General features: G+C 71.0%; 20 protein-coding genes, 1 tRNA gene and 1 pseudogene. 7 read left to right on the top strand and 15 right to left on the bottom strand.

The features are described from left to right. Nucleotides 1–247: 247 nt before the first annotated feature. Nucleotides 248–1,024: a response regulator transcription factor gene (locus tag ACWD68_RS12080; protein WP_451806444.1), complete on the top strand. Its 777-nt coding sequence runs from the start codon at nucleotides 248–250 to the stop codon at nucleotides 1,022–1,024. A gap of 14 nt (nucleotides 1,025–1,038) precedes the next feature. Continuing rightward, nucleotides 1,039–2,133 (top strand): sensor histidine kinase, encoded by a 1,095-nt coding sequence (locus tag ACWD68_RS12085; protein WP_451806445.1) that lies wholly within the window; start codon nucleotides 1,039–1,041, stop codon nucleotides 2,131–2,133. Here ACWD68_RS12085 and ACWD68_RS12090 read toward each other — a convergent pair. From ACWD68_RS12090 to ACWD68_RS12100, 3 genes are all read right to left on the bottom strand, one after another. Further along, nucleotides 2,108–3,199 carry an NAD-dependent epimerase/dehydratase family protein gene (locus ACWD68_RS12090; protein WP_451806322.1) on the bottom strand — a complete coding sequence of 364 codons (1,092 nt, stop codon included), beginning with the start codon at nucleotides 3,197–3,199 and terminating at the stop codon, nucleotides 2,108–2,110. The two genes, ACWD68_RS12085 and ACWD68_RS12090, sit on opposite strands and share 26 nt — an antisense overlap. Before the next feature lie 95 nt (nucleotides 3,200–3,294). After that, a complete protein-coding gene (locus ACWD68_RS12095; RefSeq protein ID WP_451806446.1) occupies nucleotides 3,295–3,639 on the bottom strand; it encodes a hypothetical protein in 345 nt (114 codons plus the stop codon). Nucleotides 3,640–3,956: 317 nt separating this feature from the next. After that, entirely contained in the window at nucleotides 3,957–4,301 is a 345-nt protein-coding gene (locus tag ACWD68_RS12100) for a helix-turn-helix domain-containing protein (RefSeq protein WP_451806323.1), read from the bottom strand. Between the two features lie 442 nt (nucleotides 4,302–4,743). Between ACWD68_RS12100 and ACWD68_RS12105 the strand changes: the two genes are divergently transcribed. Then, complete coding sequence (locus ACWD68_RS12105; protein WP_451806324.1) at nucleotides 4,744–5,118, top strand: hypothetical protein; 375 nt, start codon at nucleotides 4,744–4,746, stop codon at nucleotides 5,116–5,118. A gap of 69 nt (nucleotides 5,119–5,187) precedes the next feature. Here ACWD68_RS12105 and ACWD68_RS12110 read toward each other — a convergent pair whose 3' ends face one another. The 4 genes from ACWD68_RS12110 to ACWD68_RS12125 all read right to left on the bottom strand — a co-directional run bounded on the left by ACWD68_RS12110 (nucleotide 5,188) and on the right by ACWD68_RS12125 (nucleotide 8,252). After that, complete coding sequence (locus ACWD68_RS12110; protein ID WP_451806325.1) at nucleotides 5,188–5,520, bottom strand: SCO5918 family protein; 333 nt, start codon at nucleotides 5,518–5,520, stop codon at nucleotides 5,188–5,190. A 69-nt stretch (nucleotides 5,521–5,589) separates the two neighbouring features. After that, a complete protein-coding gene (locus ACWD68_RS12115; protein ID WP_451806326.1) occupies nucleotides 5,590–5,892 on the bottom strand; it encodes a CBS domain-containing protein in 303 nt (100 codons plus the stop codon). Nucleotides 5,893–6,058: 166 nt separating this feature from the next. Continuing rightward, nucleotides 6,059–7,555, bottom strand: a complete 1,497-nt coding sequence (locus ACWD68_RS12120) for a DEAD/DEAH box helicase (RefSeq protein WP_451806327.1) — start codon at nucleotides 7,553–7,555, stop codon at nucleotides 6,059–6,061. A gap of 493 nt (nucleotides 7,556–8,048) precedes the next feature. After that, on the bottom strand, nucleotides 8,049–8,252 hold the full coding sequence (locus ACWD68_RS12125) for a cold-shock protein (RefSeq protein WP_103550103.1): 204 nt from the start codon (nucleotides 8,250–8,252) through the stop codon (nucleotides 8,049–8,051). Between the two features lie 677 nt (nucleotides 8,253–8,929). On the opposite strand from ACWD68_RS12125, the gene ACWD68_RS12130 reads away from it, so the two are divergent. Then, nucleotides 8,930–9,565, top strand: a complete 636-nt coding sequence (locus ACWD68_RS12130; RefSeq protein WP_451806328.1) for a hypothetical protein — start codon at nucleotides 8,930–8,932, stop codon at nucleotides 9,563–9,565. Between the two features lie 142 nt (nucleotides 9,566–9,707). On the opposite strand, the pseudogene ACWD68_RS12135 reads toward ACWD68_RS12130, so the two are convergent. From ACWD68_RS12135 to ACWD68_RS12145, 3 genes and pseudogenes are all read right to left on the bottom strand, one after another. Next, nucleotides 9,708–9,956 (bottom strand): annotated as a pseudogene (locus tag ACWD68_RS12135) (alpha/beta hydrolase); the annotation flags it as partial. Between the two features lie 46 nt (nucleotides 9,957–10,002). Next, nucleotides 10,003–11,448 (bottom strand): integrin-like protein, encoded by a 1,446-nt coding sequence (locus ACWD68_RS12140; protein ID WP_451806329.1) that lies wholly within the window; start codon nucleotides 11,446–11,448, stop codon nucleotides 10,003–10,005. Nucleotides 11,449–11,902: 454 nt separating this feature from the next. Next, a tRNA-Gly gene (locus tag ACWD68_RS12145) sits at nucleotides 11,903–11,976 on the bottom strand. A gap of 585 nt (nucleotides 11,977–12,561) precedes the next feature. Here ACWD68_RS12145 and dcd point away from each other — a divergent pair. Continuing rightward, nucleotides 12,562–13,137 carry a dCTP deaminase gene (gene dcd, locus ACWD68_RS12150; RefSeq protein ID WP_451806330.1) on the top strand — a complete coding sequence of 192 codons (576 nt, stop codon included), beginning with the start codon at nucleotides 12,562–12,564 and terminating at the stop codon, nucleotides 13,135–13,137. A gap of 4 nt (nucleotides 13,138–13,141) precedes the next feature. Continuing rightward, the gene (locus ACWD68_RS12155; RefSeq protein ID WP_451806331.1) at nucleotides 13,142–13,696 is read left to right on the top strand and encodes a phosphoribosyltransferase; all 555 of its coding nucleotides are present in this window, start codon (nucleotides 13,142–13,144) and stop codon (nucleotides 13,694–13,696) included. A 402-nt stretch (nucleotides 13,697–14,098) separates the two neighbouring features. On the opposite strand, the gene ACWD68_RS12160 is transcribed toward ACWD68_RS12155, so the two are convergent. The 5 genes from ACWD68_RS12160 to ACWD68_RS12180 all read right to left on the bottom strand — a co-directional run bounded on the left by ACWD68_RS12160 (nucleotide 14,099) and on the right by ACWD68_RS12180 (nucleotide 20,988). Next, nucleotides 14,099–15,118 carry a Yip1 family protein gene (locus ACWD68_RS12160; RefSeq protein WP_451806332.1) on the bottom strand — a complete coding sequence of 340 codons (1,020 nt, stop codon included), beginning with the start codon at nucleotides 15,116–15,118 and terminating at the stop codon, nucleotides 14,099–14,101. 26 nt (nucleotides 15,119–15,144) lie between these two features. Continuing rightward, the gene (locus ACWD68_RS12165; RefSeq protein WP_451806333.1) at nucleotides 15,145–15,312 is read right to left on the bottom strand and encodes a hypothetical protein; all 168 of its coding nucleotides are present in this window, start codon (nucleotides 15,310–15,312) and stop codon (nucleotides 15,145–15,147) included. A 158-nt stretch (nucleotides 15,313–15,470) separates the two neighbouring features. Beyond that, on the bottom strand, nucleotides 15,471–16,964 hold the full coding sequence (locus tag ACWD68_RS12170; RefSeq protein WP_451806334.1) for an FG-GAP and VCBS repeat-containing protein: 1,494 nt from the start codon (nucleotides 16,962–16,964) through the stop codon (nucleotides 15,471–15,473). A 302-nt stretch (nucleotides 16,965–17,266) separates the two neighbouring features. After that, on the bottom strand, nucleotides 17,267–18,559 hold the full coding sequence (locus ACWD68_RS12175; RefSeq protein WP_451806335.1) for an FG-GAP repeat domain-containing protein: 1,293 nt from the start codon (nucleotides 18,557–18,559) through the stop codon (nucleotides 17,267–17,269). A gap of 137 nt (nucleotides 18,560–18,696) precedes the next feature. Then, nucleotides 18,697–20,988 (bottom strand): (Fe-S)-binding protein, encoded by a 2,292-nt coding sequence (locus tag ACWD68_RS12180; protein ID WP_451806336.1) that lies wholly within the window; start codon nucleotides 20,986–20,988, stop codon nucleotides 18,697–18,699. 266 nt (nucleotides 20,989–21,254) lie between these two features. Here ACWD68_RS12180 and ACWD68_RS12185 point away from each other — a divergent pair, with 266 nt between their 5' ends. Continuing rightward, nucleotides 21,255–22,370: an MraY family glycosyltransferase gene (locus ACWD68_RS12185; protein WP_451806337.1), complete on the top strand. Its 1,116-nt coding sequence runs from the start codon at nucleotides 21,255–21,257 to the stop codon at nucleotides 22,368–22,370. The last annotated feature ends 24 nt before the right edge of the window (nucleotides 22,371–22,394 follow it).

The raw sequence follows: 22,394 nt of genomic DNA on the forward strand, positions 1-22,394 counted from the left end.
CGCCGCGGGTCCACACCCGGGGGCGGCGTCGAACCCTGACGCGGCGCCGGCGTCGAACCCTCATCCGAGGGCGGCCCCGAACCCTCACTCCGGGACGGCGCCCAACCTCCGCTCGGGGGCGGCCCCGAACCCTCACTCCGGGACGGCGCCCAATTTCCGCTCCGGGGCGGCCCCGAACCCTTACTCCCGGACGGCGCCCAACCTCCGCTCGGGGGCCGCCCCGAACCCTCACCCGGGGGCGGCCGGGATTCCTCACGGGGAGGCCGCCGGCCTCCCTCACGCGGAGACCACCCGGGTCCTCGTCGTGGACGACGACCCGACCGTGGCCGAGGTCGTCTCCGGATACCTCGACCGCGCCGGGTATCTCGTCGACCGCGCCGCGGACGGCCTCGCCGCACTCGCCCGTGCCGCCTCGCACCGGCCTGACCTGGTGGTCCTCGACCTGATGCTGCCGGGCATGGACGGCCTGGAGGTGTGCCGCCGGCTGCGCGCCGACGGGCCCGTGCCGGTCATCATGCTCACCGCGCGCGGGGACGAGGACGACCGGATCCTCGGCCTGGAGGTAGGGGCCGACGACTACGTCACCAAGCCGTTCAGCCCGCGGGAACTGGTCCTGCGTGTCGAGTCCGTCCTGCGCAGGACCCGGCCGGCGGCCACCGCGCGCCCGCTGCACGCCGCCGGTCTCACCGTCGACCCGTCGGCCCGCCGTGCGACGAAGGGCGGCGCCGAACTCGCCCTCACCCTGCGCGAGTTCGACCTCCTCGCCTTCTTTCTCCGGCACCCCGGCCGGGCGTACGCCCGCGAGGACCTGATGCGTGAGGTGTGGGGCTGGGACTTCGGCGACCTGTCGACGGTCACCGTCCACGTACGCCGGCTGCGCGGCAAGGTCGAGGACGACCCGGCCCGGCCCCGGCTGATCCAGACGGTGTGGGGAGTGGGCTACCGCTTCGACGACACGGAAGCGGTGGCCCACCCCGCCGCCGGCCCCACCCACCCCGCGCCCGAGGAAGAGGCCCGACCGTGAACGACATACTGGTCATGGCCCTGTTCGCCTTCCTGGGCGCCGCCGCGGCCGGGGTGCTCGGGGCGGGCGCGCTCCGGCTGCTCCGGCGCCGCTCGCTCACCGCCTCCGTCGCGGTCGTCGCCGCCGTGGCCGTCGGCGCGATGCTCGCGGGAACGCTGGCGGTGGCGTGGGCGATGTTCCTGTCCCCGCACGATCTGAGTGTGGTCACGACGGTCGTCGCCATGGCGGCCGTCGTCTCCCTGGCCACCGCGTTCCTGCTGGGCCGCTCGGTCGTGGCCCGCAGCAGGGCGCTGACCCTCGCCGCCCGATCCTTCGGCGACGGCGGCGACTTCGCGGCCCCCGAGGGCCCGGCGACCGCCGAACTCGCCGCGCTCAGTCGTGAGTTGGCGGCCACCAGCCGCAAGCTGGCCGAGTCCCGCGACCGCGAACGTGCCTTGGAGAGCTCGCGCCGCGAGCTCGTCGCCTGGATCTCGCACGATCTGCGTACCCCGCTCGCCGGGCTGCGCGCGATGTCCGAGGCCCTGGAGGACGGCGTGGCGGCCGACCCGGACCGCTACCTGCGCCAGATCCGTACGGAGGTGGAACGCCTCAACGACATGGTCGGCGACCTCTTCGAGCTCTCCCGCATCCACGCGGGCGCCCTCGCCCTGTCCCCGTCCCGTGTCTCCGTGTACGACCTCGTCGGCGACGCCCTCGCGGGAGCGGATCCGCTGGCCCGAGAGCACGGGGTCCGGCTGATCGGCGACCGCGTGGAACAGGTGCCCGTCGAGGTGGACGGCAAGGAGATGAGCCGTGTGCTCGGCAATCTCCTCGTCAACGCGATCCGCCGCACGCCCGCCGACGGGACGGTCGCGGTCGCCGCCGAACGCTCGGACGTCGGCGTCGTCCTGTCCGTCACCGACGGCTGCGGAGGCATTCCGGAGGAGGATCTTGCACGCGTCTTCGACACCGGCTGGCGCGGCACCCACGCCCGCACGCCACCCGCCGGAGCGGGGCTCGGCCTCGCCATCGTCCGGGGCATCGTCGAGGCCCATCAGGGCAGGGCCGCCGTCCGCAACGTCCCCGGCGGCTGCCGCTTCGAGGTCACTCTCCCGATGGCGAGGGCGTGAGAGACACCCCGGCCCCCCTGTCCCGGCTCCCCGGGCCCCGGCCCTCTGTCCCGGTTCCCCGGGCCCCCTCCCGCTCCCCGCGCAGCGGTGCTCCCGCGAACTCCCGCATCCCCTCGGCGAATCCGATCTCCGCCTTCCACCCCAGCTCGTCCCGCAGCCGGGCCGAGTCCGCGGTGATGTGGCGTACGTCCCCCAGCCGGTACTCCCCGGTCACGACCGGCTCCGGTCCTCCGTACGCGTCCGCCAGGGCCCGTGCCATCTCGCCGACCGTACGAGGCTCGCCGCTGCCGGTGTTGTAGACGGTGAGGCCACCCTCCCGCGAACTCGCCTTCAGGGCGGCCATGTTGGCGGCGGCGACATCCGACACGTGGACGAAGTCCCGCCGCTGTCCGCCGTCCTCGAAGACGCGCGGGGCCTCACCGCGGGCGAGCGCGGACCGGAAGAAGGAGGCGACGCCCGCGTACGGGGTGTCGCGGGGCATCCCGGGGCCGTAGACGTTGTGATAGCGCAGCGACACCGCGGTGCCGTCCGTGCACCGGGCCCACGCCGCCGCGAGATGCTCCTGGGCCAGTTTGGTAGTGGCGTACACATTGCGCGGGTCGGCGGGCGCGTCCTCGCCCACGAGACCCGGCGTCAACTCCGCGCCGCAGCGCGGGCAGCGCGGCTCGAAGTGCCCCGCGTGCAGATCGGCGACGGTCCGCGGCCCCGGCCGCACCACCCCGTGCCGCTCGCACGCGTACCGCCCCTCCCCGTACACGACCATCGACCCGGCGAGCACGAGCCGCCGTACCCCCGCGTCCGCCATCCCGGCGAGCAGCACGGCCGTACCGAGGTCGTTGCGCGAGACATAGGCGACGGCGTCGCCGAAGCCGACGCCGAGGCCCACCATCGCGGCCTGGTGGCACACCGCGTCCACGCCGTCCAGCGCCCCCGCGACGGCCTCGGCGTCCCGTACGTCGCGTCCGTCCCGCAGGTCGAACACGACCGCCTCATGCCCCCGCGCGCGCAGCGCCGCGACGACATGACCTCCGATGAACCCGGCCCCGCCGGTAACCAGTACACGCATGACCCGAACGCTAGAACCGCCACCCCGTCCGGCGGCATCACCGCGCCCACCACGTCACGGCTCCGTAAGACCTGGGGTGACGTGGCGGAGCGGGTTCACATGCGCAGCAGCCGCTGGGTGATCTCGCGGTACTGCCGCAGCGCGTGGCGGAGTTCGTCGGCCTGGGTCTCGGGGTCCTGGCCGTGCCAGCCCTCGTGGAGGGCGCGCCGCCGTTCCGTGAGGGCGCTCATGAGCTGGGCCGCGGCATCGTCGAACGCCGTCTCGGCCTCTTCCAGCGCCTCACGCGGGTTGTGCGCGAACGTGTTGAGGGCGTGGTGGAGCCGCTGGGTGAGTTCGGCCCGCTCGTCCGACCCGAGCAGCGGCTCCGGGCCCGGCGTACGGCTCCCGGCCGAGCCGGGCTGCTTGTCCGGGGGCTGTTGGGCGCGTGTCTGGTCGTACATCATCGTGGGCCACTTCCTGTACGTCGTACCGGCCGGGCGCGTAGGGCGATCCGGTGGCGACGACCGGTGGTGTCGATCGGTGGTGACGATCGGGCGGGGCGTTCCGGAAGGGGGTCGTCACTGCGGTGATCACGGCCGCCGCGGTCACCGGAGGCATGGGCTGTACACCGGCTGTCAGTCAACGCTGGGCGACCCCCCGTGTCAACGCGGTCCCCGACCGGGTCGCGGACGCACTCGACCGACGTATGTCGATCGGGGTGTCGCCCGGGAGTGTCGACGCCGCGCGGGCGGCACGGCCGGTCCGGCCGTGGGCACGGTCAGCCGACGCCGGATCCGTCCGGTGCCGCTTTCGCGGCCCGCCGGTACTCGGCGTTGATGCGCTGGGCCTCTTCGAGCTGGTCCTCGAGGATGACGATGCGGCAAGCGGCGTCGATCGGGGTTCCCTTGTCGACGAGTTCCCGCGCGCGGGCGGCGATCCGCAGCTGGTAGCGGGAGTAGCGCCGGTGCCCGCCCTCCGAGCGGAGCGGGGTGATCAGACGGGCCTCACCGATGGCTCGGAGGAAGCCCGGCGTGGTGCCGAGCATCTCGGCCGCCCTGCCCATCGTGTACGCGGGGTAGTCGTCGTCGTCGAGACGACCAGTGAGTGGAGTGTCCGCTGTCATTTCACCTCGTTGTGGCACGCGTCGAGGGGCCCCGATGCCGTACGGCACCAGGGCCCCGAGGGAAATTGAACACCATCCGCCGGCCCTACTGCGGAGCCGACCTGCTGTTTCCGCTGCCGTGCCCGAGCGACGGGCGGGTGAGCGGGGATCGCGTACGCGTGACCTGGAACCACCTTCCCTTCCCGGTTCTTGCGGCACCCGGGCCCGGACACGTCGCGGGCCGGGCGATCCTGATGGCGTCTGCTTCCTCGGTCCTCCCTCTGGGTCCAGCCCTTGCCGAGCCGGTTCCGAACTCCGCCGGCCCGACGATGTCTGCACAAGAAACCCTAATCACGCGACCGGCCGATGTCTACTCTGGCAAAGACAGATTTCGAGTGGTTCGAGGCGTAGATATTCTGCGGCACGCAGCGACCGGCAGGACCGCTGAATAGAATGGGTTTCCATGTCGAACCCTGATGAGCTGCTCGTTGACATCTCCGCCATGGTGGAGTCCGGGCACAGCACTCAGATGTCGTTGACCGTGATCGTCGGCGGTGCCGTGATCACCGGCCGGCTGGCCCCCGAAGCGGTGTGGCGGGAGCGGGTGTCGGAGGTCCTGAAGGACTCGGACCGCCTCGGCCCGTTCTCCGACGTCTTCGCTCCCGGCCGGGCGGCGGCCCGGGGCGACCGTGCCGCGGAGCCGACCCATCTGCACTTCCATCTCGCCCGCATCCTTCAGGGCAGCGTCGGGATTCCCGAGACCGGCGGGATGTACCGCGTCGCGATCAAGGACGTCAGCGCCTGGACCGTGGGCGACTTCAGCTACTCCGACCACTGACACGCGATGAGGGCCCCGCCGACCTGTGTCGGCGGGGCCCTCATGGTGCCCTGATGTCGGCGGATGTCCTCAGAGTTCGAGCGGGGCGGGGCTGCCGAGCGGGTCGGGGCTGCCGAGCAGGGCCGAGGCGTTCTGGAGCGGGCTGAGCGCGCGCGGGGGCGCGGCCGCCTCCGGGGTGCGGCAGGTGAAGCCGAGGCGGGCCATCGCCCGGGTGACTTCCCCGCTCGTGAAGTCGCGGCGATCCTGGCGGGTGATGACCTCGCCCACCTGCTTGACGGGATAGTGGCAGCGGCCGATGATCACGGACTCACCCGTGATCGGCTCGGGCTTGATCCCCTTCATCGATTCCAGCACTCCACTCTTGGAGAGGTCGAACGGGAAACGGGCGATGACACAGCGCATGATGCCTCACAGGTAGCGGGAGTACGGGCCGAGCGGGTCCGGGGCCGAGCGGCCCGGACGGCGGGACGCTCAGCGGGAGAGGGCGAGAGCGCCCGGGATGCGGCGGAGGCCGAGGACATCGCGTACGCGGACCCGGTCCGTGTACGCGGAGCCGTCGCGGACGACGGCGAGCTGGGCCTCGGTGACCGAGTCCGTGCACTGGTCGTCCTCGTCGCAGACGAGGAGATACCCGACACGGGCGCCCGTCATGATGGACAGGGCCACCTCGACGGTCATGTCCTCACGCACCCGGAGCCCGGAGGCGGCACCCGGATCAATGACGACGGCCGGGGCGGGTTCCGCCCAGTACGGCTGCGTCTGAACGAGCGTCAAAGGGTGCCTCCTGCGGGGTGAGTGCGGTGGAGAGTGCGGCGACCGGTCCAGGGTCCCCGCTCACCGGTCAGGGGTGAAGGGGACCGGAGACCGGCGCGGCGGGGGCCTGAGCCGCCGGGCCGCGGCCCGGCCACCGCCGGGCCCCCGACCGCTGCCGGGTCCCGGACTACTGCTGGGCCGTGCGGTGCGCGGCGGTACCGGTGGACCGGCCCTGGCCGGAGCGGCCACGCCGGCCCCGGGAGGAGGCGGAGGCGCCACGGCGCGGACGCTCCGTCACCGGCGCGCGGATGACGACCGGCACACCCGAGGGGGCCTGGGCCCCCGTGATGCGGCTCAACTCTTCCTCGCCCGACCGCACTTGGCTGGTCTGCGGGGTGATTCCGGCGGCGGCCATCAGCCGGCTCATGTCGCGGCGCTGGTTGGGCGTCACCAGGGTCACGACGCTGCCGGACTCGCCGGCACGGGCCGTACGGCCGCCGCGGTGCAGATAGTCCTTGGGGTCGCTCGGGGGATCGACGTTGACCACGAGGTCCAGCTGGTCGACATGGATGCCGCGCGCCGCGACATTGGTCGCCACCAGGACCGTCACATGGCCGGTCTTGAACTGCGCCAGGGTCCGCGTGCGCTGCGGCTGCGACTTGCCGCCGTGCAGGGACGCGGCGCGGACGCCGCTGTTCAGCAGGTGCTCGGTCAGCCGGTCCACCGCGTGCTTGGTGTCCAGGAACATGATCACCCGGCCGTCTCGCGCCGCGATCTCGGTGGTCGTCCGGTGCTTGTCCGCGGCGTGCACGTGGAGGACGTGGTGCTCCATCGTCGTGACCGCGCCCGCGGAGGGGTCGACGGAGTGGACCACGGGGTCGGTCAGGTAGCGGCGGACCAGCAGATCGACGTTGCGGTCCAGGGTGGCGGAGAAGAGCATCCGCTGCCCCTCCGGGCGCACCTGGTCGAGCAGCGCCGTGACCTGCGGCATGAAGCCCATGTCGGCCATCTGGTCGGCCTCGTCGAGGACGGTGATGGCGACCTGGTTCAGCCGGCAGTCGCCCCGCTCGATGAGGTCCTTGAGCCTGCCCGGAGTCGCGACGACGACTTCCGCGCCGCCGCGCAGGGCACCGGCCTGCCGGCCGATCGACATCCCGCCGACCACGGTGGTCATCCGCAGCCGCAAGGAACGGGCGTACGGGGTGAGCGCGTCGGTGACCTGCTGGGCCAGCTCCCGGGTCGGCACGAGGACCAGGGCCAGCGGCTGCCTGGGCTCGGCGCGCTGCCCGGCGGTACGGGCCAGCATCGCGAGGCCGAAGGCCAGGGTCTTGCCCGAGCCGGTGCGGCCGCGGCCGAGTACGTCACGGCCCGCCAGGGTGTTCGGCAGGGTCGCCGCCTGGATCGGGAAGGGGACGGACACGCCTTCGTGGCCGAGCGCCGCCAGCAACGGCGCCGGCAGGGCGAGATCGGCGAACGCCTCCACGGCCGGCAGGGCGGGCGTGGTCGTCACCGGCAGTGCGAACTCGCCCTGCAGTGAGGTCTGCTGGCGTCCGTAGCCCTTCGACCGGCTGGGAGCGCCGGACCGGCCGGTGGAGGCGGCCCCGAAGCGGCTGCCACCCCTTCGGGCGCCGGAGCCCTCTGTGCGGGTGCGGGTGAAACGATCGTTCGTGCGCGTGCGGTTCATGCGGAACCTTCCTTGACCGGGCGCGTATCAAGGAATTCCCGCAGCGAATGAGCAGCGCAGAGAATCGCGAGAACGAGCCGAATGAAATTCAGCACCGAATCGGATCGATGCAGAATTTTCGCGGGATGTGATGCCTGAGAAAAGGCGATATCCCGGAATGAAGAGCAATGACGGGGGTGAAGCGAAATGGGGTCGTACGCAGGATCGGAGCAAGCCAGGAGCGGGAACAGGCCGGGCGTGGAGCAGGAGGGCCAGGATCGGACCGGGCGTGGCTGCAGGAGCAGATCAGGCGTGGACCGGGGGTGGATCTGGAGCGGCGTCGGCGGCAGGAGGTCAGGAAAAGAGCCGGAAAGGTCACCCTGAAACCCGGAAGCGCGGTCGCGGGTCGAACTCACCGCGGACTGCCGGGACGTCTGCGCCGTGCGCCGAAAACGCGGCGAGCTGGGGCCCGCACCCCAAGGTGCGGGCCCCAGCTGCGCCGTGCGTGTCAGCGTCAGGCGGAAACGATGTTCTCCGCCGTCGGGCCCTTCTGGCCCTGCGCGATGTCGAAGGACACCTTCTGGCCTTCCTGGAGCTCACGGAAGCCGGAGCTGGCGATGTTCGAGTAGTGGGCGAAGACGTCAGCGCCGCCGCCGTCCTGCTCGATGAAGCCGAAGCCCTTTTCCGCGTTGAACCACTTCACGGTGCCAGTAGCCATGTCAATTCTCCTTCGGGACGGTGCTCGGGATCCGCACTGTGCGGACTCCGCGTCGCCGTGATGATTACCCCGCCGGAAAATGACCGGAGATACAAAAGAACTCCACCCTGCAAGAACAGGGTGGATGCTCACAAGTTTTTGGGAACCACAACTGCAACTGCTATCGACAGTAGCACGGCACGATCGATTGTGTGCGGCCGGAAATCTCGCTCCGCCTGTCGATCAAGAAATCCTCATCGCGCCTGGAGTCGATTTCTTACGTCGCCGCCACAGATATTGGCTCGCCCGGGTCGCAGCGTTTCTGCCCGGGGATCATGCGGCGCAGTTCGGAAAATGTGACGAAAATCGAATCCGCGCGGGCGCCGGTGCCGAGGCCCGCCCTGCCGTTCCCGCCGAGACCGACCGGCCGGGCCGCCCTGCGTCCACCCGGGGCCCCGGCCCGCCCCCGAACCCCGGCCCGCCCTCGCATCGTGCGGCGGTCGTGGTGGTCACCGGCGGAACGGCGCCGGCACGGCACGTATGCGGAATCGAGACCGTCCTGCGTGCCTCTCTTTGCAACTGCCGTCCCGTCCCGTGCTGTCCTGTGGTGCAGAGCTCACGGCCGGGTGCACGGTGGCCGTAAGCCGTGGTCACGCGGGGCGTGACCGTGACTTCGTCGCCCGAGAAAAGGATGGGTCATGCCCGGTCTCAGACGTACGTCGGTGATGGCACTGGCAGGCGGGATCATGCTGCTGACGGGGTGCCGGGATCCGGCGGGCGCCGGTTCCGCCGCGGGCACCACCGCCTCCTCTCCGGACGCCTCCGCCTCGGCGGCCGTACGGGCGGACGGCGCGGCCCCGGCCACGTCCCCCTCGTCGAGTTCCGCCGGCACGCCCACGCCGTCGCATGCCTCCGCCACCCCGGTCCGGGCCACGGAAGCCGCTCCCGCCCCGACCAGCCACGCCCCCACGGCCGTCCCCGGCTGCCGCAACCTGGCCGCGGGCGACGAGGTGAAGGCCGCCGTCACCCGGGCGTACCGGCAAGAAGTCCACTTCGCGCACATCGAGCCGGTGCCGCACGGCTTCTTCTACGGTCAGTGCGGCACCGTCCGTTACGCCGCCACCCGCTTCCAGCCATTCGACGGTGCGACGTACGAGGAACTCGTGGGCATGCAGGACGAGGGCAGTGCCACCAAGTACTTCCGCAGCTCCGGCGGCGCCTGGGTCTATGCCGGGAGCGACGGCTTCCCCGCCGGGCCGCACGGCTGCGGGGACATCCCGGCGATTCCCGACGCCCTGGCCGCCGCCTGGAAGAACTGCTCGGTCGCGCACTGAGCCGCCCGCGCGGCCTCGGCCACAAGCGCCCGGGAGCGGCGGAGGTCGCGGGGGTCGTGGAGTTCGTGGAGTTCGCGATGGTCCGGGCCGGCGTGGCCGTCGTCGCCGCGAAGGGCGGGGTGTCCTGTTCGCAGGCGGCGCCGACGGGCGGGAGCGCGCCGCCGAGGAAGTGGCGGACCGCGTGCCCGCCGACGCAGTCGCTGGGATTGTCCAGCGCGGTGTGGCCGTACCCCTTCAGCGTGAGCAGCCGAGCGTCGGCCGGTTCCCGGGCCATGGCCACGCCACCCTGATAGGGGGTGGCGGGGTCGTAGGTCGGATTGACCACGAGGACCGGGTGCGCGGTGGGCTTGTTCCACGGTCCGAGGTACTTGTCGGCCGCCTGGGCCGGCGACGACGGACGGCCTGCCTGTCGTCCCGTCCGGTCCTGCCGGTGGCCGTCACTGGCTGCTGAGGTACCTGCCGTACGCGAGCGCGCTCGACGGGGAGGGCAGGCCCAGTTTGGCGGGTGTGAAGGCGGAGGAGCCGTTGACGCTCGCCCGGGGCAGCAGCCACACGCCGCCCGAGCCGGCGTTCTCGCCCGGGGAGCCGACCGCCACGTCCGCCTTGCCGTCGTTGTCGTAGTCGCCGGTGGCGACCGCGGCACCGAAGGCGTCGGCGGCCTCCGCGACGCCCGGCACGCGCGGGGTGTCCTGCTGGTACGCGACGGAGTGGCCCTCGCCCCACGCGTCGACGAGGCCGGTCGGCCCGCCGAACAGGAGCGTCGCCGCACCGGCGCCGGCGCGGGTGCCGATCGCCTCGCCGGGGGCGCCGGCGATCAGATCGTCGCGGCCGTCGTTGTTGATGTCGGCGACGGCGAGGGCGGATCCGAAGCGGTCACCGGTCTCCGCGACGCCCATCACACCGACCGTGTCCTGGTTGAGGGTCTGCTGCCGGTACCCGAAACTGCCGGGCGTGGCGTTGCCGTAGTGGACGTGGATGCCACCGCCCTTGGCGTACTCCTCGGGACCGCACGGGTCGTCGATGTTCTCGTCGGCGATCTCCCGGCACTCGCCGAGGGCCAGGTCGTCGTGGCCGTCGCCGTCGAAGTCGCCCGCGACGAGGGCGGAGACTCCGGCGTTGTCGGTGTTCCAGGTGTTGACCATGGCCCGCTCGGTCGCGTCCCAGGCCCACAGGCGTACGTGCGACTGAGTGAAGGGAGTCGTCGTCCAGTACCCGATGGCCAGGTCTGCCGTGCCGTCCTCGGTGAAGTCGCCGGTGGTGAGGATGGGAGCGTGGCCACCCATGGGGGCCGTGACGACGGTGGTGTGAATACCGTCGGCGGTGCGCAGGACGACCTTGTCCTTGCCGCCGATCACGATGTCCCTGCTGTCGTCGCCGGTCAGGTCGGCCGCGGTGACCGCCAGACCGAACGCGGCCGACGCCGAGGGGCCGTTGAGGACCACGGAGCCCGGGCCCGGACCGCCCCTGGCACCGCCCACCGCGACGACCGTGCCCGCGTCCGTGCCGCGCCCGGTGACATCCTCGCCGGGGGCGCCGGCGAGGAGTTCCGCGACGCCGTCGCCGTTGAGGTCCACCAGTGCCACGGAAGCACCGAAGCGGTCACCCTTCTCGGGGGTGCCGGGGACCTCCGGGGTGGACTGGCTGATGCGGATACTGCCGTGGGCGCCGATTCCCTTCGGACCGCCCCAGACGATGTTGACGTAGCCGGCCTTCGCCTTGCCGCCGACCGTGCCGTCGGGAACACCGACGGCGAGGTCCGCGTACCCGTCGGCGTTGAAGTCGCTGGTGGTGGCCGGAGCGGCCGAGGCCGGGAGCGTCAGCCCGGCGGTGGCCGCAGCGACGACGGTGGCTGCTGTGGCGTACGTCCGTATCCGTGTGCGCACGGGGGCTCCAAGATGTCCGAGGGGTGTGGAGTTCACCTGTGGGACATCCGGAGAGCACCGAGGGTTGTGCGTGGAGGGACAGCACGCGCCGGACCCGACGTCGCGCGGCTCGGTTGCCCCCACCGTGATTCCCCTACCGAGGTGGCGGATCAGTACCCCGAGTGCCATCGGCGCCCCAACTGGGCTCATCCGCCGCGGCTTTGAGGCCAGTGCGCCAGGCGTACCCGTCAAGCGGCAGATCATGACAGGGCCGGATGCCGCGGTCCTCGGCCAGGGCGAGAGCGATGCGCGGGCCGACGGGCAGGCGCGACCGGGCGGCGACAGGAAAGGACACCCGCCACGCCGCTTCCTGAGCAGCAGGCCGCAGACCGCCCGTCCCACGAGACCCGCGCGAGCCCCGCTCATTGGTTTGGGCAACAAAGAACCCCCGGGTCACCGACCTGGGGGTTTCACATGGAGCGGGTGACGAGAATCGAACTCGCACTCTCAGCTTGGGAAGCTGATGTTCTACCACTAAACTACACCCGCGTAAGACGCCGGTTGAGCCGGTGCCGAATGCTCGCTCACTCTACCTCATGCCCGGTCACCGGCGTCGAAGCCGCGGGGCCCGCTCGCGTTTCGGAGGGTGGATGCGGCTGCGAGGGGCCGGAGTTGGGGCGTACGGTGGTGGCCTTGAAGAGGGTCCGGGTGGGATCGGAGTGCCGCCTGGAGAGCCGTCCCTTTGATCCCGTAATGTGGCTTTCGTTGTCAGGGCATCAGCCTGACGCAGCTCTTGGGGAAGGGACTCTGGGACTTGATGGAGCGCACCGTCGTCCGTTGTGCCGAGGGGCACGTGTTCAGCACCGCTTCGTTCCCGATGCAGCAGGCCGAGCGGCTCGGCCCCGGCCGGCTGCTCCGGTGTCCACGCTGTGCCCGGCTCCGCAGTGTGGTGCCGGTTCCGGTGGCCTTGGAGAAGCAGTGACGGAGCAGTAGTGGCGCAGTAGCCGGAGCGCCGGATCAGTGGTGGAGAGACAGGGCGCCGGAGCAGTGGCGCAGTGGCAGTGACGGAGCAGTACGGGCGCGCGGTGTCGTCACGATTGTGGTGGCCCCGCGCGCCTTGCGTATCCTCAGGGCGTGCTTCTCTCAGACAAGGACATCCGGGCCGAGATCGACGCCGGGCGGGTCCGGATCGATCCCTATGACGAATCCATGGTGCAGCCGTCGAGCATCGACGTGCGGCTCGACCGCTACTTCCGGGTGTTCGAGAATCACCGCTACCCCCACATCGACCCCGCGGTCGAGCAGGCGGACCTCACGCGGCTCGTCGAGCCCGAGGGTGACGAGCCGTTCATCCTCCACCCCGGCGAGTTCGTCCTCGCCAGTACGTACGAGGTCATCTCGCTGCCCGACGACCTCGCGTCGCGGCTCGAGGGCAAGAGCTCGCTGGGACGGCTGGGGCTGGTCACCCACTCCACCGCCGGCTTCATCGACCCCGGGTTCTCCGGGCACGTCACCCTCGAGCTGTCCAACCTCGCGACGCTGCCGATCAAGCTGTGGCCGGGGATGAAGATCGGCCAGCTGTGCATGTTCCGGCTCAGCTCGCCGGCGGAGTTCCCGTACGGCAGCGACCGGTACGGCTCCCGGTACCAGGGCCAGCGCGGTCCGACCGCCTCGCGGTCCTTCCTGAAGTTCCATCGCACCCAGGTCTGAGGCGATGAGCGTGTCCTCCGTGCGCGAGAACCTCAGCTACGAAGGGTTCGGCGTCGCCGTACGCGAACTCGCCCAGACCATCGCCGACGACGGGTACGAGCCCGACATCGTGCTCTCCATCGCCCGTGGCGGCGTCTTCGTCGCGGGCGGGCTCGCCTATGCCCTCGACTGCAAGAACATCCATCTGGTGAATGTGGAGTTCTACACCGGGGTGGGGAAGACGCTGGAGATGCCGGTCATGCTCGCTCCGGTCCCCAACGCGATCGACTTCTCCGACAAGAAGGTCCTGATCACCGACGACGTCGCCGACACGGGCAAGACGCTCAAGCTCGTGCACGACTTCTGCGTCGACGCCGTCGCCGAGGTCCGCAGCGCCGTGATCTACGAGAAGACCCAGTCGCTCGTGAAGTGCGAGTACGTGTGGAAGCGGACCGACGAGTGGATCAACTTCCCTTGGAGTGTTCTGCCTCCCGTACACAGGTCGGGAGAACAGGCCAAGACCAACAGGGAAGCGGTCTGGAGAGAGTCTCGCGAGCACGTACCTCCAGCCGGGTGTTAGCGGATATCGGTCACTTGGGTAGCACTTCCGGGTGGACTGGATATCCCCGCTGAGCACCTTGGCCGGAGCTGTGGTCGGTGTGAGTTCTGCGTGCTCGCTGAGCGCGTCCGATGGCGCCGTGACCAGCACAAGGAAGCGGCTCAGACGCGGAGGGTCGTCTACTCCGACTTCCTCATGGCATTGAGCCGAGGTCACTCCGAGATGCGGACGGCTGTCCTGCAACACGATGGTTCGGTTCGGGGCCGACATGTTCCTGCGGGCTATGCACGCAACTGGTTCGGCCTGAACGGACGAGTCGAGCCGCCGGCCTGTGGTCGACGACGGCGTGAGGAGAACGCGAGAGAGGCTTCCGGCGTGGTGCCGGAAGCCCCTCTCGGGTGTGTACGCGGAGCGCGGAGGGCGCTAGAACGTGCCCAGCTTGATGATCGACAGGATGGCGATCAGCTGAATGGCTGACGCGGCGAGGGCCTTCGGCCACGGGAGGTCGTGGGACTTGCCGACCATCAGGGTCAGCAGGGCGCCCGCGCCGATCCAGGTGGCCCAGCCGAGGAGCTTGACGAAGGACGCGTCGCCGCCGAAGAACATCGCGACGAGCAGACGCGGGGTGTCCGTGATGGACATGATCAGCATGGAGAGGCCGACCGTGGGCTGCCAGGCGCCGTCGCCGCCGAGCTGGCGGGCCAGGGTGTGGGTGACCACGCCCAGGACGAACGTGCTGATGACGATGGCGACGGCGGTCGTCAGGACGATCGGGACGGCGTTCGAGAGGGTGGCGCTGATGGCGTCCTCGCGGGCGCCGTCGAAGCCGAAGACCGCCAGCAGGCCGTAGAGGAACGTCACGATCAGGGCCGGGGCCCACATCGTGTAGTCGCGCATCTGGAGGAAGGTGCGGTTCGGGGCCGTCACGATGCCCTTGAGCAGGTCCTTCCAGTGCAGCCGGGGGCCGACCGGCGGAGTCGCCGCAGCGCCCGCGCGATAGGTCTCGCCCTGGTTGTACGGGTCCTCGTCGACAGAGAAGGCCTGGGTGTGCCCCGGGCTGTTCGCCGCGTACGGGTCCGGGCCCTGCTGCGGGTGACCGTCGCCGAAGTACTCCGGCTCACCGTGTCCGCCGCCGTGCCCGCCGCTCTGGGGCCAGCCGCCCTGCTGTCCGCCGTACGGCTGCTGTCCTCCGTACTGCGGCTGCGACGGCGCGGGCGGATAGCCGTACGGCTGCTGCCCGCCTCCCTGGGGAGACTGCTGCCCACGCCCCTGGGGGGCCTGTCCGTACGACGGTCGTTGTTGCGGTCGCGCTTGCGGGGCACGGTTGTCCCGTCCGCCGCGTCCGATCCTGAATCCAGCCACGTTATCGAACGTACCTGGTCCCGAAGAGTGACGTGCCGGGCCCGGGGCAACGGGCCGGGCATTGGGGCCGAGCTGTGACATCCCCTACGGGAGAGGCGAGTCCGCCCCTACGGGTTCGGAGGCGAGGCCCCGGGCAGGACGAACCGGCCGGAGACCGCCTCCCTTCCGGCCGCCCTCCGGCCCTGCCTCCGGTGCCGGGAGGGGGCCGCCGTGGCGGGGGTGGTGAGCAGGCCGGTGGTCAGGGCCGCGGCCAGGAGGAGGGTGCGGTTGCGCACGGTGGGGGCTCCAACTGGTCGGTGAACAAAGAACCGCCGGGCCCGTGTGCGCGGGCCCGGCGGGGTGGGACGGGACGGTCGGGGTGGCCGGACGGATCTTTCGGCGGCCTCGGGTTCGAGTACGCCGTGCGAACGGCCGGACCGTCGCCGGCTGCCTGCTAGTTGGCGAAGACGGCGCCGAACTGCGGGGCGCCCGAGGTCGAGACGCCCGAGGTGCTCGGCGAGATGGTGCGGGAGCCGGTCGTGGTGATCACGCTGCCGTTGGAGGGCAGGTAGGTGACCGCGCCGTTGCCGCTGTTCTCGTACGAGCCGACGATCAGGTCCGCCTTGCCGTCGCCGGTGACGTCGTCGAGCTTGACGTCCGCGCCGAACAGGTCGCTCTTCTCGTCGGTGCCGGGGACGCCCGCCGTGCTCTGCGAGAACGACTGAGCGCCGGAGGAGACCTTGACGCCGGCCGCGGAGCCGTACAGGACGGTGACCATGCCGGTGTTGGAGACGCCGTCGATGTCCTCGTCGGGGGCGGAGACGACCACGTCCTGGAAGCCGTCGCCGTTGACGTCGCCCAGGTCCAGCTCCCAGCCGAAGCCGTCGCCCTTCTCCGAGGTGCCGGGGACGTTGCCGGTGTTCTGGGTGATGCCGGACGTGCCGGCCGGGCCGGACGCGGAGCCGTAGGTGATGTTCACCTTGCCGCCGTCGGCGGAGTCCGGGACGGGCGTGCCGTCCTCGTCCTTGGCGTCCCAGCCCGCGCCGCTGACGACGTCGGCGAAGCCGTCGCCGTTGATGTCGCCGATGCCGGTGATCAGGCCGGGCTTGAGGGCCTGCGCGGACGCGACGCTCAGACCGCTCGCCGTGCCGGGCACCCAGTAGTTCGTGTTCCAGCCGTAGTCCGTCTGGGTCTCGAAGCCGTCGACGATCAGGTCGGTCCTGCCGTCGCCGTTCACATCGCCCGCGGTCAGGCTCAGCGGGCCGTACGGGCTGTCGTTGGTGCCCGACCAGATCGGGGGCTTGATCGTCGTACGGCCGCCGGGCGTGCCGGCCGTGGTGAAGCCGCCCTTGTAGACGTAGAGGGTGCTCGACGAGCTGCCGACGGCCAGGTCGGCCTTTCCGTCGCCGTCGAAGTCACCGGCGGCCAGGTTCTTGCCCCAGTAGTCGTGCGAGGAGGGGGACGGGTCCGGGACGCTGACGCCCTTGCCGGTGAGGCCGCTCGCGGAGCCCCAGAGGATGGCGAGGCCGCCGCCGTTGGTGTCGGTGCCGACCTTCTCCGACGGGGACGCGACGGCGAGGTCGTCGTATCCGTCGTCGTTGAAGTCTGCGTACGCCGACTCGACGCCGAAAGCGTCCCCGGCCTCGGCGGTGCCCGGGACGCCGGAGGTGTTCTGGCTGATCGTGGAGCGCTTGGCGGACGATACGCCGGTGGAGGTGCCGTAGAGGGCGACGATCTGGCCGGCGCCCGCGTGGCCGCCGACGTAGGCGCCGTGTGCCGAGAAGGCCACGTCGCCGCGACCGTCGCCGTTGAAGTCGGCCTGCGGGACCGTGGCGGCGTCCGCGGCGGTCGCGCTCGCGGCCGAGAAGGTGAGCAGACCGCCCGTCAGCGCGGCAGCGGTGGCCGTCGCGAGGGCGAGTCGCACGTGGTGCGGGTGACGCTTGTGCATGCGGGATTCTCCTGCGGCATGCGGGGATGCCTGGCGCGCGCATCTCCTGTCAATGGGAGCCGACCGTCTGCATTTGCCTGAAGTTGTCCGGCAGTTCACTGACTGATCGGCGAACAGGAGACCCCCGATGGGGCGTGAGGGTTGTACGTGAGTTCGAGAAACTTCCGCGACCGCCGAGTCCACGGTGACTCCGAGGTCCCGCAGGCTTACGACGTCAGGAACTCCGAAGTCCGCAGACCTACGACGTCAGGAACTCCGAAGTCCGCAGACCTACGACGTCAGGAACTCCGAAGTCCGCAGACCTACGACGTCAGGAACTCCGATGTCGAGAAGGTGAGCGCCGGCTTCGCGGCGAGCAGCCCCTTCGCCTTGCCCGGGAACACGGCCACGGTGTCCTTGGTCTCGCCCCGGTACGTCCGCACCACCAGGTCGGCCCGCCCGTCCCCGGTGAAGTCGGCGACGGCCAGGACGCGGGTGGTGCCCTCGGCGGGCGGCTTCACGGTCACCGTGCCGGTCGCGGACAGACCGGCGGCGCGGCCCGGCAGGACACGCAACGCCGTTCCGCTGGAGACGAGTTCGCTGCGTCCGTCCCCGTCGAAGTCACCCGCGTCGAGGACCGATCCCGGGGTGGCGACGGTCCCGCGGGCGGCGCCGGGGAGGTCGTAGTGCACAGACGTTCCGCCCATCGATCCGACGGCCGCGTCGAGAGCCCTGCCCCGGCCGAAGCGGCCGAACGCCACATCGACGCCGGCCGGCAGGGTGGCCCCGGTGCGGGTGGGGCCCGCCGGTCCGCCGAGGACGACGGCGGAGGTGGCGGCGCCGTCGGCCGCCGTACGGACGAGGAGGTCGTCGTAGCCGTCGCGGTTCACGTCGGCGGCGGGCCCGGTCGGCACGTTGCCCGGGGAGGCGAGCGGCTTCCCCGCCGCACGCGGGGTGCCCCTGCGGCTGAACGGGCCGCGCAGATAGCTCAGTTCACCGTTGGAGGCGTGCACGACGAGGTCCTGCGCGCCGTCGCCGTCGAAGTCGCCGCAGACCGGCTGATCGGGCCAGTCATTGCCGAAACGTGCCTGGGCGGGGATGACGAGCCGCACTCCCTTGCCGTTCAGGCCGTCGGGGGAGCCGAAGAGGATCTGGAGGGGGACCGGGGGCTGTCCCTGGCCGTCGTAGGGCGGGTCGGTCGATACGACGAGATCCGTGAAACCGTCCTTGTCCAGGTCGCAGCTCTCCTCCGCGTCGAAGACGGCGGGAAGCCGGCCCTTGGTCGCGGCGGCCTGCTTGCGCGGATCGAGCAACTGCCGGGCACCGGGGGTGAGTCCCCGCGCACCGCCGTAGACGATCCCGATGCCCGCGTCATCGGCGTGGCTCTGCTCCTTGACCAGGTCGTCGATCACCAGGTCGCGGTGTCCGTCGCCGTTGAAGTCGTCGGCGACCTTGCTGCCCTTGCCGTGCGGGACGGGGAGCAGGGCCGGGGCGTCGGCGACCCGCACAGGCGTGTGCTCGGGGGCTGCGGCGCCGCCGGTGGGGCCGCAGGCGGCGAGGAGGAGGACGCACCCGAGAGCCGTCGCCGTATGTGTCCCGCGTATTCGCCCGCGCACCGCTCACCTCGTCAGCCCCGTTGAAAACGACTGGGTAATGATGCACGCGTTCGAGATACGGCGACACCCCCGTGCTCCGTGGAGCACGGGGGTGTCGGTCGTACCGAGCGGTCCGGCCGGCCGGACCGCTCGTGCCGCTACTTCACCGGTTCCGGCTCCGGCTCGTTCTCGGACTCGGCCGCGCCCGCCGGGGGCTCGTCCTCGACCGGGGTCCTGACGGACTCGAGGAGAAGCTGGGCGACGTCGACGACCTGGATGGACTCCTTGGCCTTGCCGTCGTTCTTCTTGCCGTTCACCGAGTCGGTCAGCATGACGAGGCAGAACGGGCAGGCGGTGGAGACGATGTCCGGGTTCAGCGACAGGGCCTCGTCGACACGCTCGTTGTTGATGCGCTTGCCGATCCGCTCCTCCATCCACATCCGCGCTCCGCCGGCGCCGCAGCAGAAGCCGCGCTCCTTGTGGCGGTGCATCTCCTGCTGACGCAGGCCCGGGACGGCGGACATGATCTCGCGCGGGGGCGTGTAGACCTTGTTGTGCCGGCCCAGGTAGCAGGGGTCGTGGTAGGTGATGAGCCCCTCCACCGGAGTCACCGGCAGCAGCTTGCCCTCGTCGATGAGGTGCTGGAGCAGCTGGGTGTGGTGGATGACCTCGTAGTCGCCGCCGATCTGCGGGTACTCGTTGCCGATCGTGTTGAGGCAGTGCGGGCAGGTGGCGACGATCTTCTTCGCCGTCCGCGGCTTCTTCGACTCGGCGGTGACGTTGCCCTCGTCGTCGAGCTCCTCGCCGAACGCCATGTTCAGGGCGGCGACGTTCTCCATGCCGAGTTCCTGGAACAGCGGCTCGTTGCCGAGGCGGCGGGCGGAGTCACCGGTGCACTTCTCGTCGCCGCCCATGATCGCGAACGTGACGCCCGCCATGTGGAGCAGCTCCGCGAAGGCCTTCGTGGTCTTCTTCGCCCGGTCCTCCAGGGCGCCGGCGCAGCCGACCCAGTAGAGGTACTCGACCTCGGTCAGGTCCTCGATGTCCCGGCCGACGACGGGGATCTCGAAGTCGACCTCCTTGGTCCATTCGAGGCGCTGCTTCTTGGCCAGACCCCAGGGGTTGCCCTTCTTCTCCAGGTTCTTGAGCATCGTGCCCGCCTCGGACGGGAACGCGCTCTCGATCATCACCTGGTAGCGGCGCATGTCGACGATGTGGTCGATGTGCTCGATGTCCACCGGGCACTGCTCGACACAGGCGCCGCAGGTGGTGCAGGACCACAGGACGTCCGGGTCGATGACGCCGTTCTCCTCGGCGGTGCCGATGAGGGGGCGCTCGGCCTCGGCCAGGGCGGCCGCGGGGACGTCCTTGAGCTGCTCCTCGGACGCCTTCTCCTCGCCCTCCATGTTCTTGCCGCCGCCGGCCAGCAGGTACGGGGCCTTGGCGTGCGCGTGGTCGCGCAGCGACATGATGAGGAGCTTGGGGGAGAGGGGCTTGCCGGTGTTCCAGGCGGGGCACTGCGACTGGCAGCGGCCGCACTCGGTGCAGGTGGAGAAGTCGAGCAGGCCCTTCCAGGAGAACTGCTCGACCTGGGAGACACCGAAGACGTCGTCCTCACCGGGGTCGGTGAAGTCGATGGCCTTGCCGTCGCTGGTCATCGGGAGCAGCTCGCCGAGGGCGGTCCCGCCCTTGGCGTCGCGCTTGAACCAGATGTTGGGGAAGGCGAGGAAGCGGTGCCAGGCGACACCCATGTTGGTGTTCAGGCCGACCGTGATCGCCCAGGTCATGGTGACGCCGAGCTTGATCATGGCGGTCAGGTAGACCAGGTTCTGCAGCGTTCCGAAGCTCAGGCCCTTGAAGGCGGCGACCAGGGGGTACGAGGTCCAGTACGCGGCCTCGTAGTGGTCGACACCGTGGATCGCGCCCTCCAGGCCGCGCAGGGTCATGATCGCGAGGCCGATGACGAGGATCACGGCCTCGACGAAGTACGCCTGGCCCGTCTTGGAGCCGGCGAAGCGCGACTTGCGGCCCGGCTTCGAGGGACGGTTCAGCTGGCGGATCGCGATCAGTACGAGGATGCCGAGCGTCGTGAACAGCGCGATGAACTCGGTGTACAGCTCGTACGGAAGCCAGCCGCCGAGCACCGGCAGCGTCCAGTCGGCCTTGAACAGCTGGCCGTAGGCCGTGACGATCGTCAGGCCGAGGGTCAGGAAGCCGACGGCCACGAACCAGTGCGCGACCCCGATGATCCCCCACCGGTTCATACGGGTGTGGCCGACGAACTCCTTGGCCAGCGTGACGCTGCGGGCCTTCCAGTCGTCGGTGCGGCTGCCGGCGGGTACGGGCTGGCCGAGCTTGATGAACCGGTAGATCTGCGCGACGGCCCGTGCGATCAGCGCGACGCCGACCACGGTCAGGACCAGCGACACAATGATCGCGGCGAGTTGCATTCGGGGGCTCCTCGGGCCTGCGAGGTGTTGCTTCGAGGGTGACCTCGAAGGTGATTACTAAGCGGTAACTTATGCAGTCCGTCTGAGACTACCCACTTCTTCCGCCGCACTGTAGCCAGAGGTGCGGTGATCTGCGTCGCTGAGGGAAGCCTGACCGGCCGCGTCGAGGGCGGGCGGAAGGTCCGTTTCGCCCGGGGGCGACAGGACACGTAAACCCGATCGTGTTATTCGCACAATACTGTGACAATTACCCCTAAATTAGCGATGTGCTGTACGGAATCTCGGCCGCCACCGCCGCTCTGCTCCTGACCGCCGCGCTCGCCGCGCTGCTGCGGTCGTTCTCCCTGCGCTTCGGCGGGGCCGACGGGACGGGGCCGCCCTCACGGCGGGCCAGGCCGCGAGCGCCGGGGAGAGCGCGGCCGGTTCCCCTGCTCGGCGGGGTGGCCCTGCTGGGCGGGACGGCGTTCGTCGGCTGGGCCGGTGACTGGACGGGCATCGCCCCGCTCGGGCCGGAGGCCGGACGGCTGCTGGTCGCCGGGATCGCGGTCGCCCTGCTCGGCCTGGCCGCCGATCTGCTCCCCGTACCGCCGGTCGTGTGCGTGGTGGGAGTCGCCGCGGCCGCCGCGCTGACGGTCCCCCATGACGAACTCGGCGTGCCGGGCGGGGTGCTGGCCGTCGTCTGGATCGTCCTCGTGACGCATGCCTTCCGCTCGCTCGATCACGCCGACGGGGTGATGGGGACGGTCGGCGTCATCACCGCCTTCGCGCTCAGCGGGTGCGCGGCGGCCGAGGTCATGGACGGGCTCGCGGCGCTGCTGAGCGTGCTGGCCGCCGCCCTCACCGGCCTTCTGATGCACGGATGGCCGCCGGCCCGGATCGCACCGGGGCGGTGCGGGTCGTTGTTCGCCGGGTTCGTGCTGGCCTCGGCGGTCGTGCTGGTGCACGCGGAGCGGCCCGCGGGGCCCGGGTTCGGGGCGGGGTTCGCGCTGACGGCCGTGGCCAGCGCCGACGCCGTTCTGGTCCTCGTGTCGCGGCGGCGGGCGGGCAGGCCGCTGCTGCGGCCCGCGCCGGACCATCTGGTGCACCGGCTGCGGCGGGCGGGCCTGACCCGGCAGGGGGTCCCGGTTGTGATCGGGCTCGCCGCGTTCGCGGGTGCGCTCGTCGGGCTGCTCATCGATCTGGGGTGGCTTGGGGCGGGGGCCGCCTGGTGGGTGGCCGGTGCCGTGGCGCTGGTCGCCGTCGCGGGGGCCGTTCGCCCGGGGCCCCGCTCCCGCCGTCCCCCTCCGCATGCGATTCCCTCCCCCGGGGGACCCGTCCGGGGGACCGCGTACCGGCCGGGGAGGCCTCGTCGGGTGGCTCCGGACACGGTGAGGGTCCACTGACTCTGAGAGAAAACCGCAGGCCAG

The sequence above is a fragment of the Streptomyces sp. NPDC005141 genome (assembly GCF_053599975.1).

Bases quoted from the DNA above. Each gene is read 5' to 3' on its own strand.
- ACWD68_RS12090 (WP_451806322.1), bottom strand. From the start codon at position 3,199: ATGCGTGTACTGGTTACCGGCGGGGCCGGGTTCATCGGAGGTCATGTC.
- ACWD68_RS12125 (WP_103550103.1), bottom strand. From the start codon at position 8,252: ATGGCTACTGGCACCGTGAAGTGGTTCAACGCGGAAAAGGGCTTCGGC.
- ACWD68_RS12110 (WP_451806325.1), bottom strand. From the start codon at position 5,520: ATGCGCTGTGTCATCGCCCGTTTCCCGTTCGACCTCTCCAAGAGTGGA.
- ACWD68_RS12095 (WP_451806446.1), bottom strand. From the start codon at position 3,639: ATGTACGACCAGACACGCGCCCAACAGCCCCCGGACAAGCAGCCCGGC.
- ACWD68_RS12085 (WP_451806445.1), top strand. From the start codon at position 1,039: ATGGCCCTGTTCGCCTTCCTGGGCGCCGCCGCGGCCGGGGTGCTCGGG.
- ACWD68_RS12180 (WP_451806336.1), bottom strand. From the start codon at position 20,988: ATGCAACTCGCCGCGATCATTGTGTCGCTGGTCCTGACCGTGGTCGGC.
- ACWD68_RS12155 (WP_451806331.1), top strand. From the start codon at position 13,142: ATGAGCGTGTCCTCCGTGCGCGAGAACCTCAGCTACGAAGGGTTCGGC.
- ACWD68_RS12105 (WP_451806324.1), top strand. From the start codon at position 4,744: ATGTCGAACCCTGATGAGCTGCTCGTTGACATCTCCGCCATGGTGGAG.
- ACWD68_RS12130 (WP_451806328.1), top strand. From the start codon at position 8,930: ATGCCCGGTCTCAGACGTACGTCGGTGATGGCACTGGCAGGCGGGATC.
- ACWD68_RS12170 (WP_451806334.1), bottom strand. From the start codon at position 16,964: ATGCACAAGCGTCACCCGCACCACGTGCGACTCGCCCTCGCGACGGCC.
- ACWD68_RS12160 (WP_451806332.1), bottom strand. From the start codon at position 15,118: ATGTCACAGCTCGGCCCCAATGCCCGGCCCGTTGCCCCGGGCCCGGCA.
- ACWD68_RS12100 (WP_451806323.1), bottom strand. From the start codon at position 4,301: ATGACAGCGGACACTCCACTCACTGGTCGTCTCGACGACGACGACTAC.
- ACWD68_RS12120 (WP_451806327.1), bottom strand. From the start codon at position 7,555: ATGAACCGCACGCGCACGAACGATCGTTTCACCCGCACCCGCACAGAG.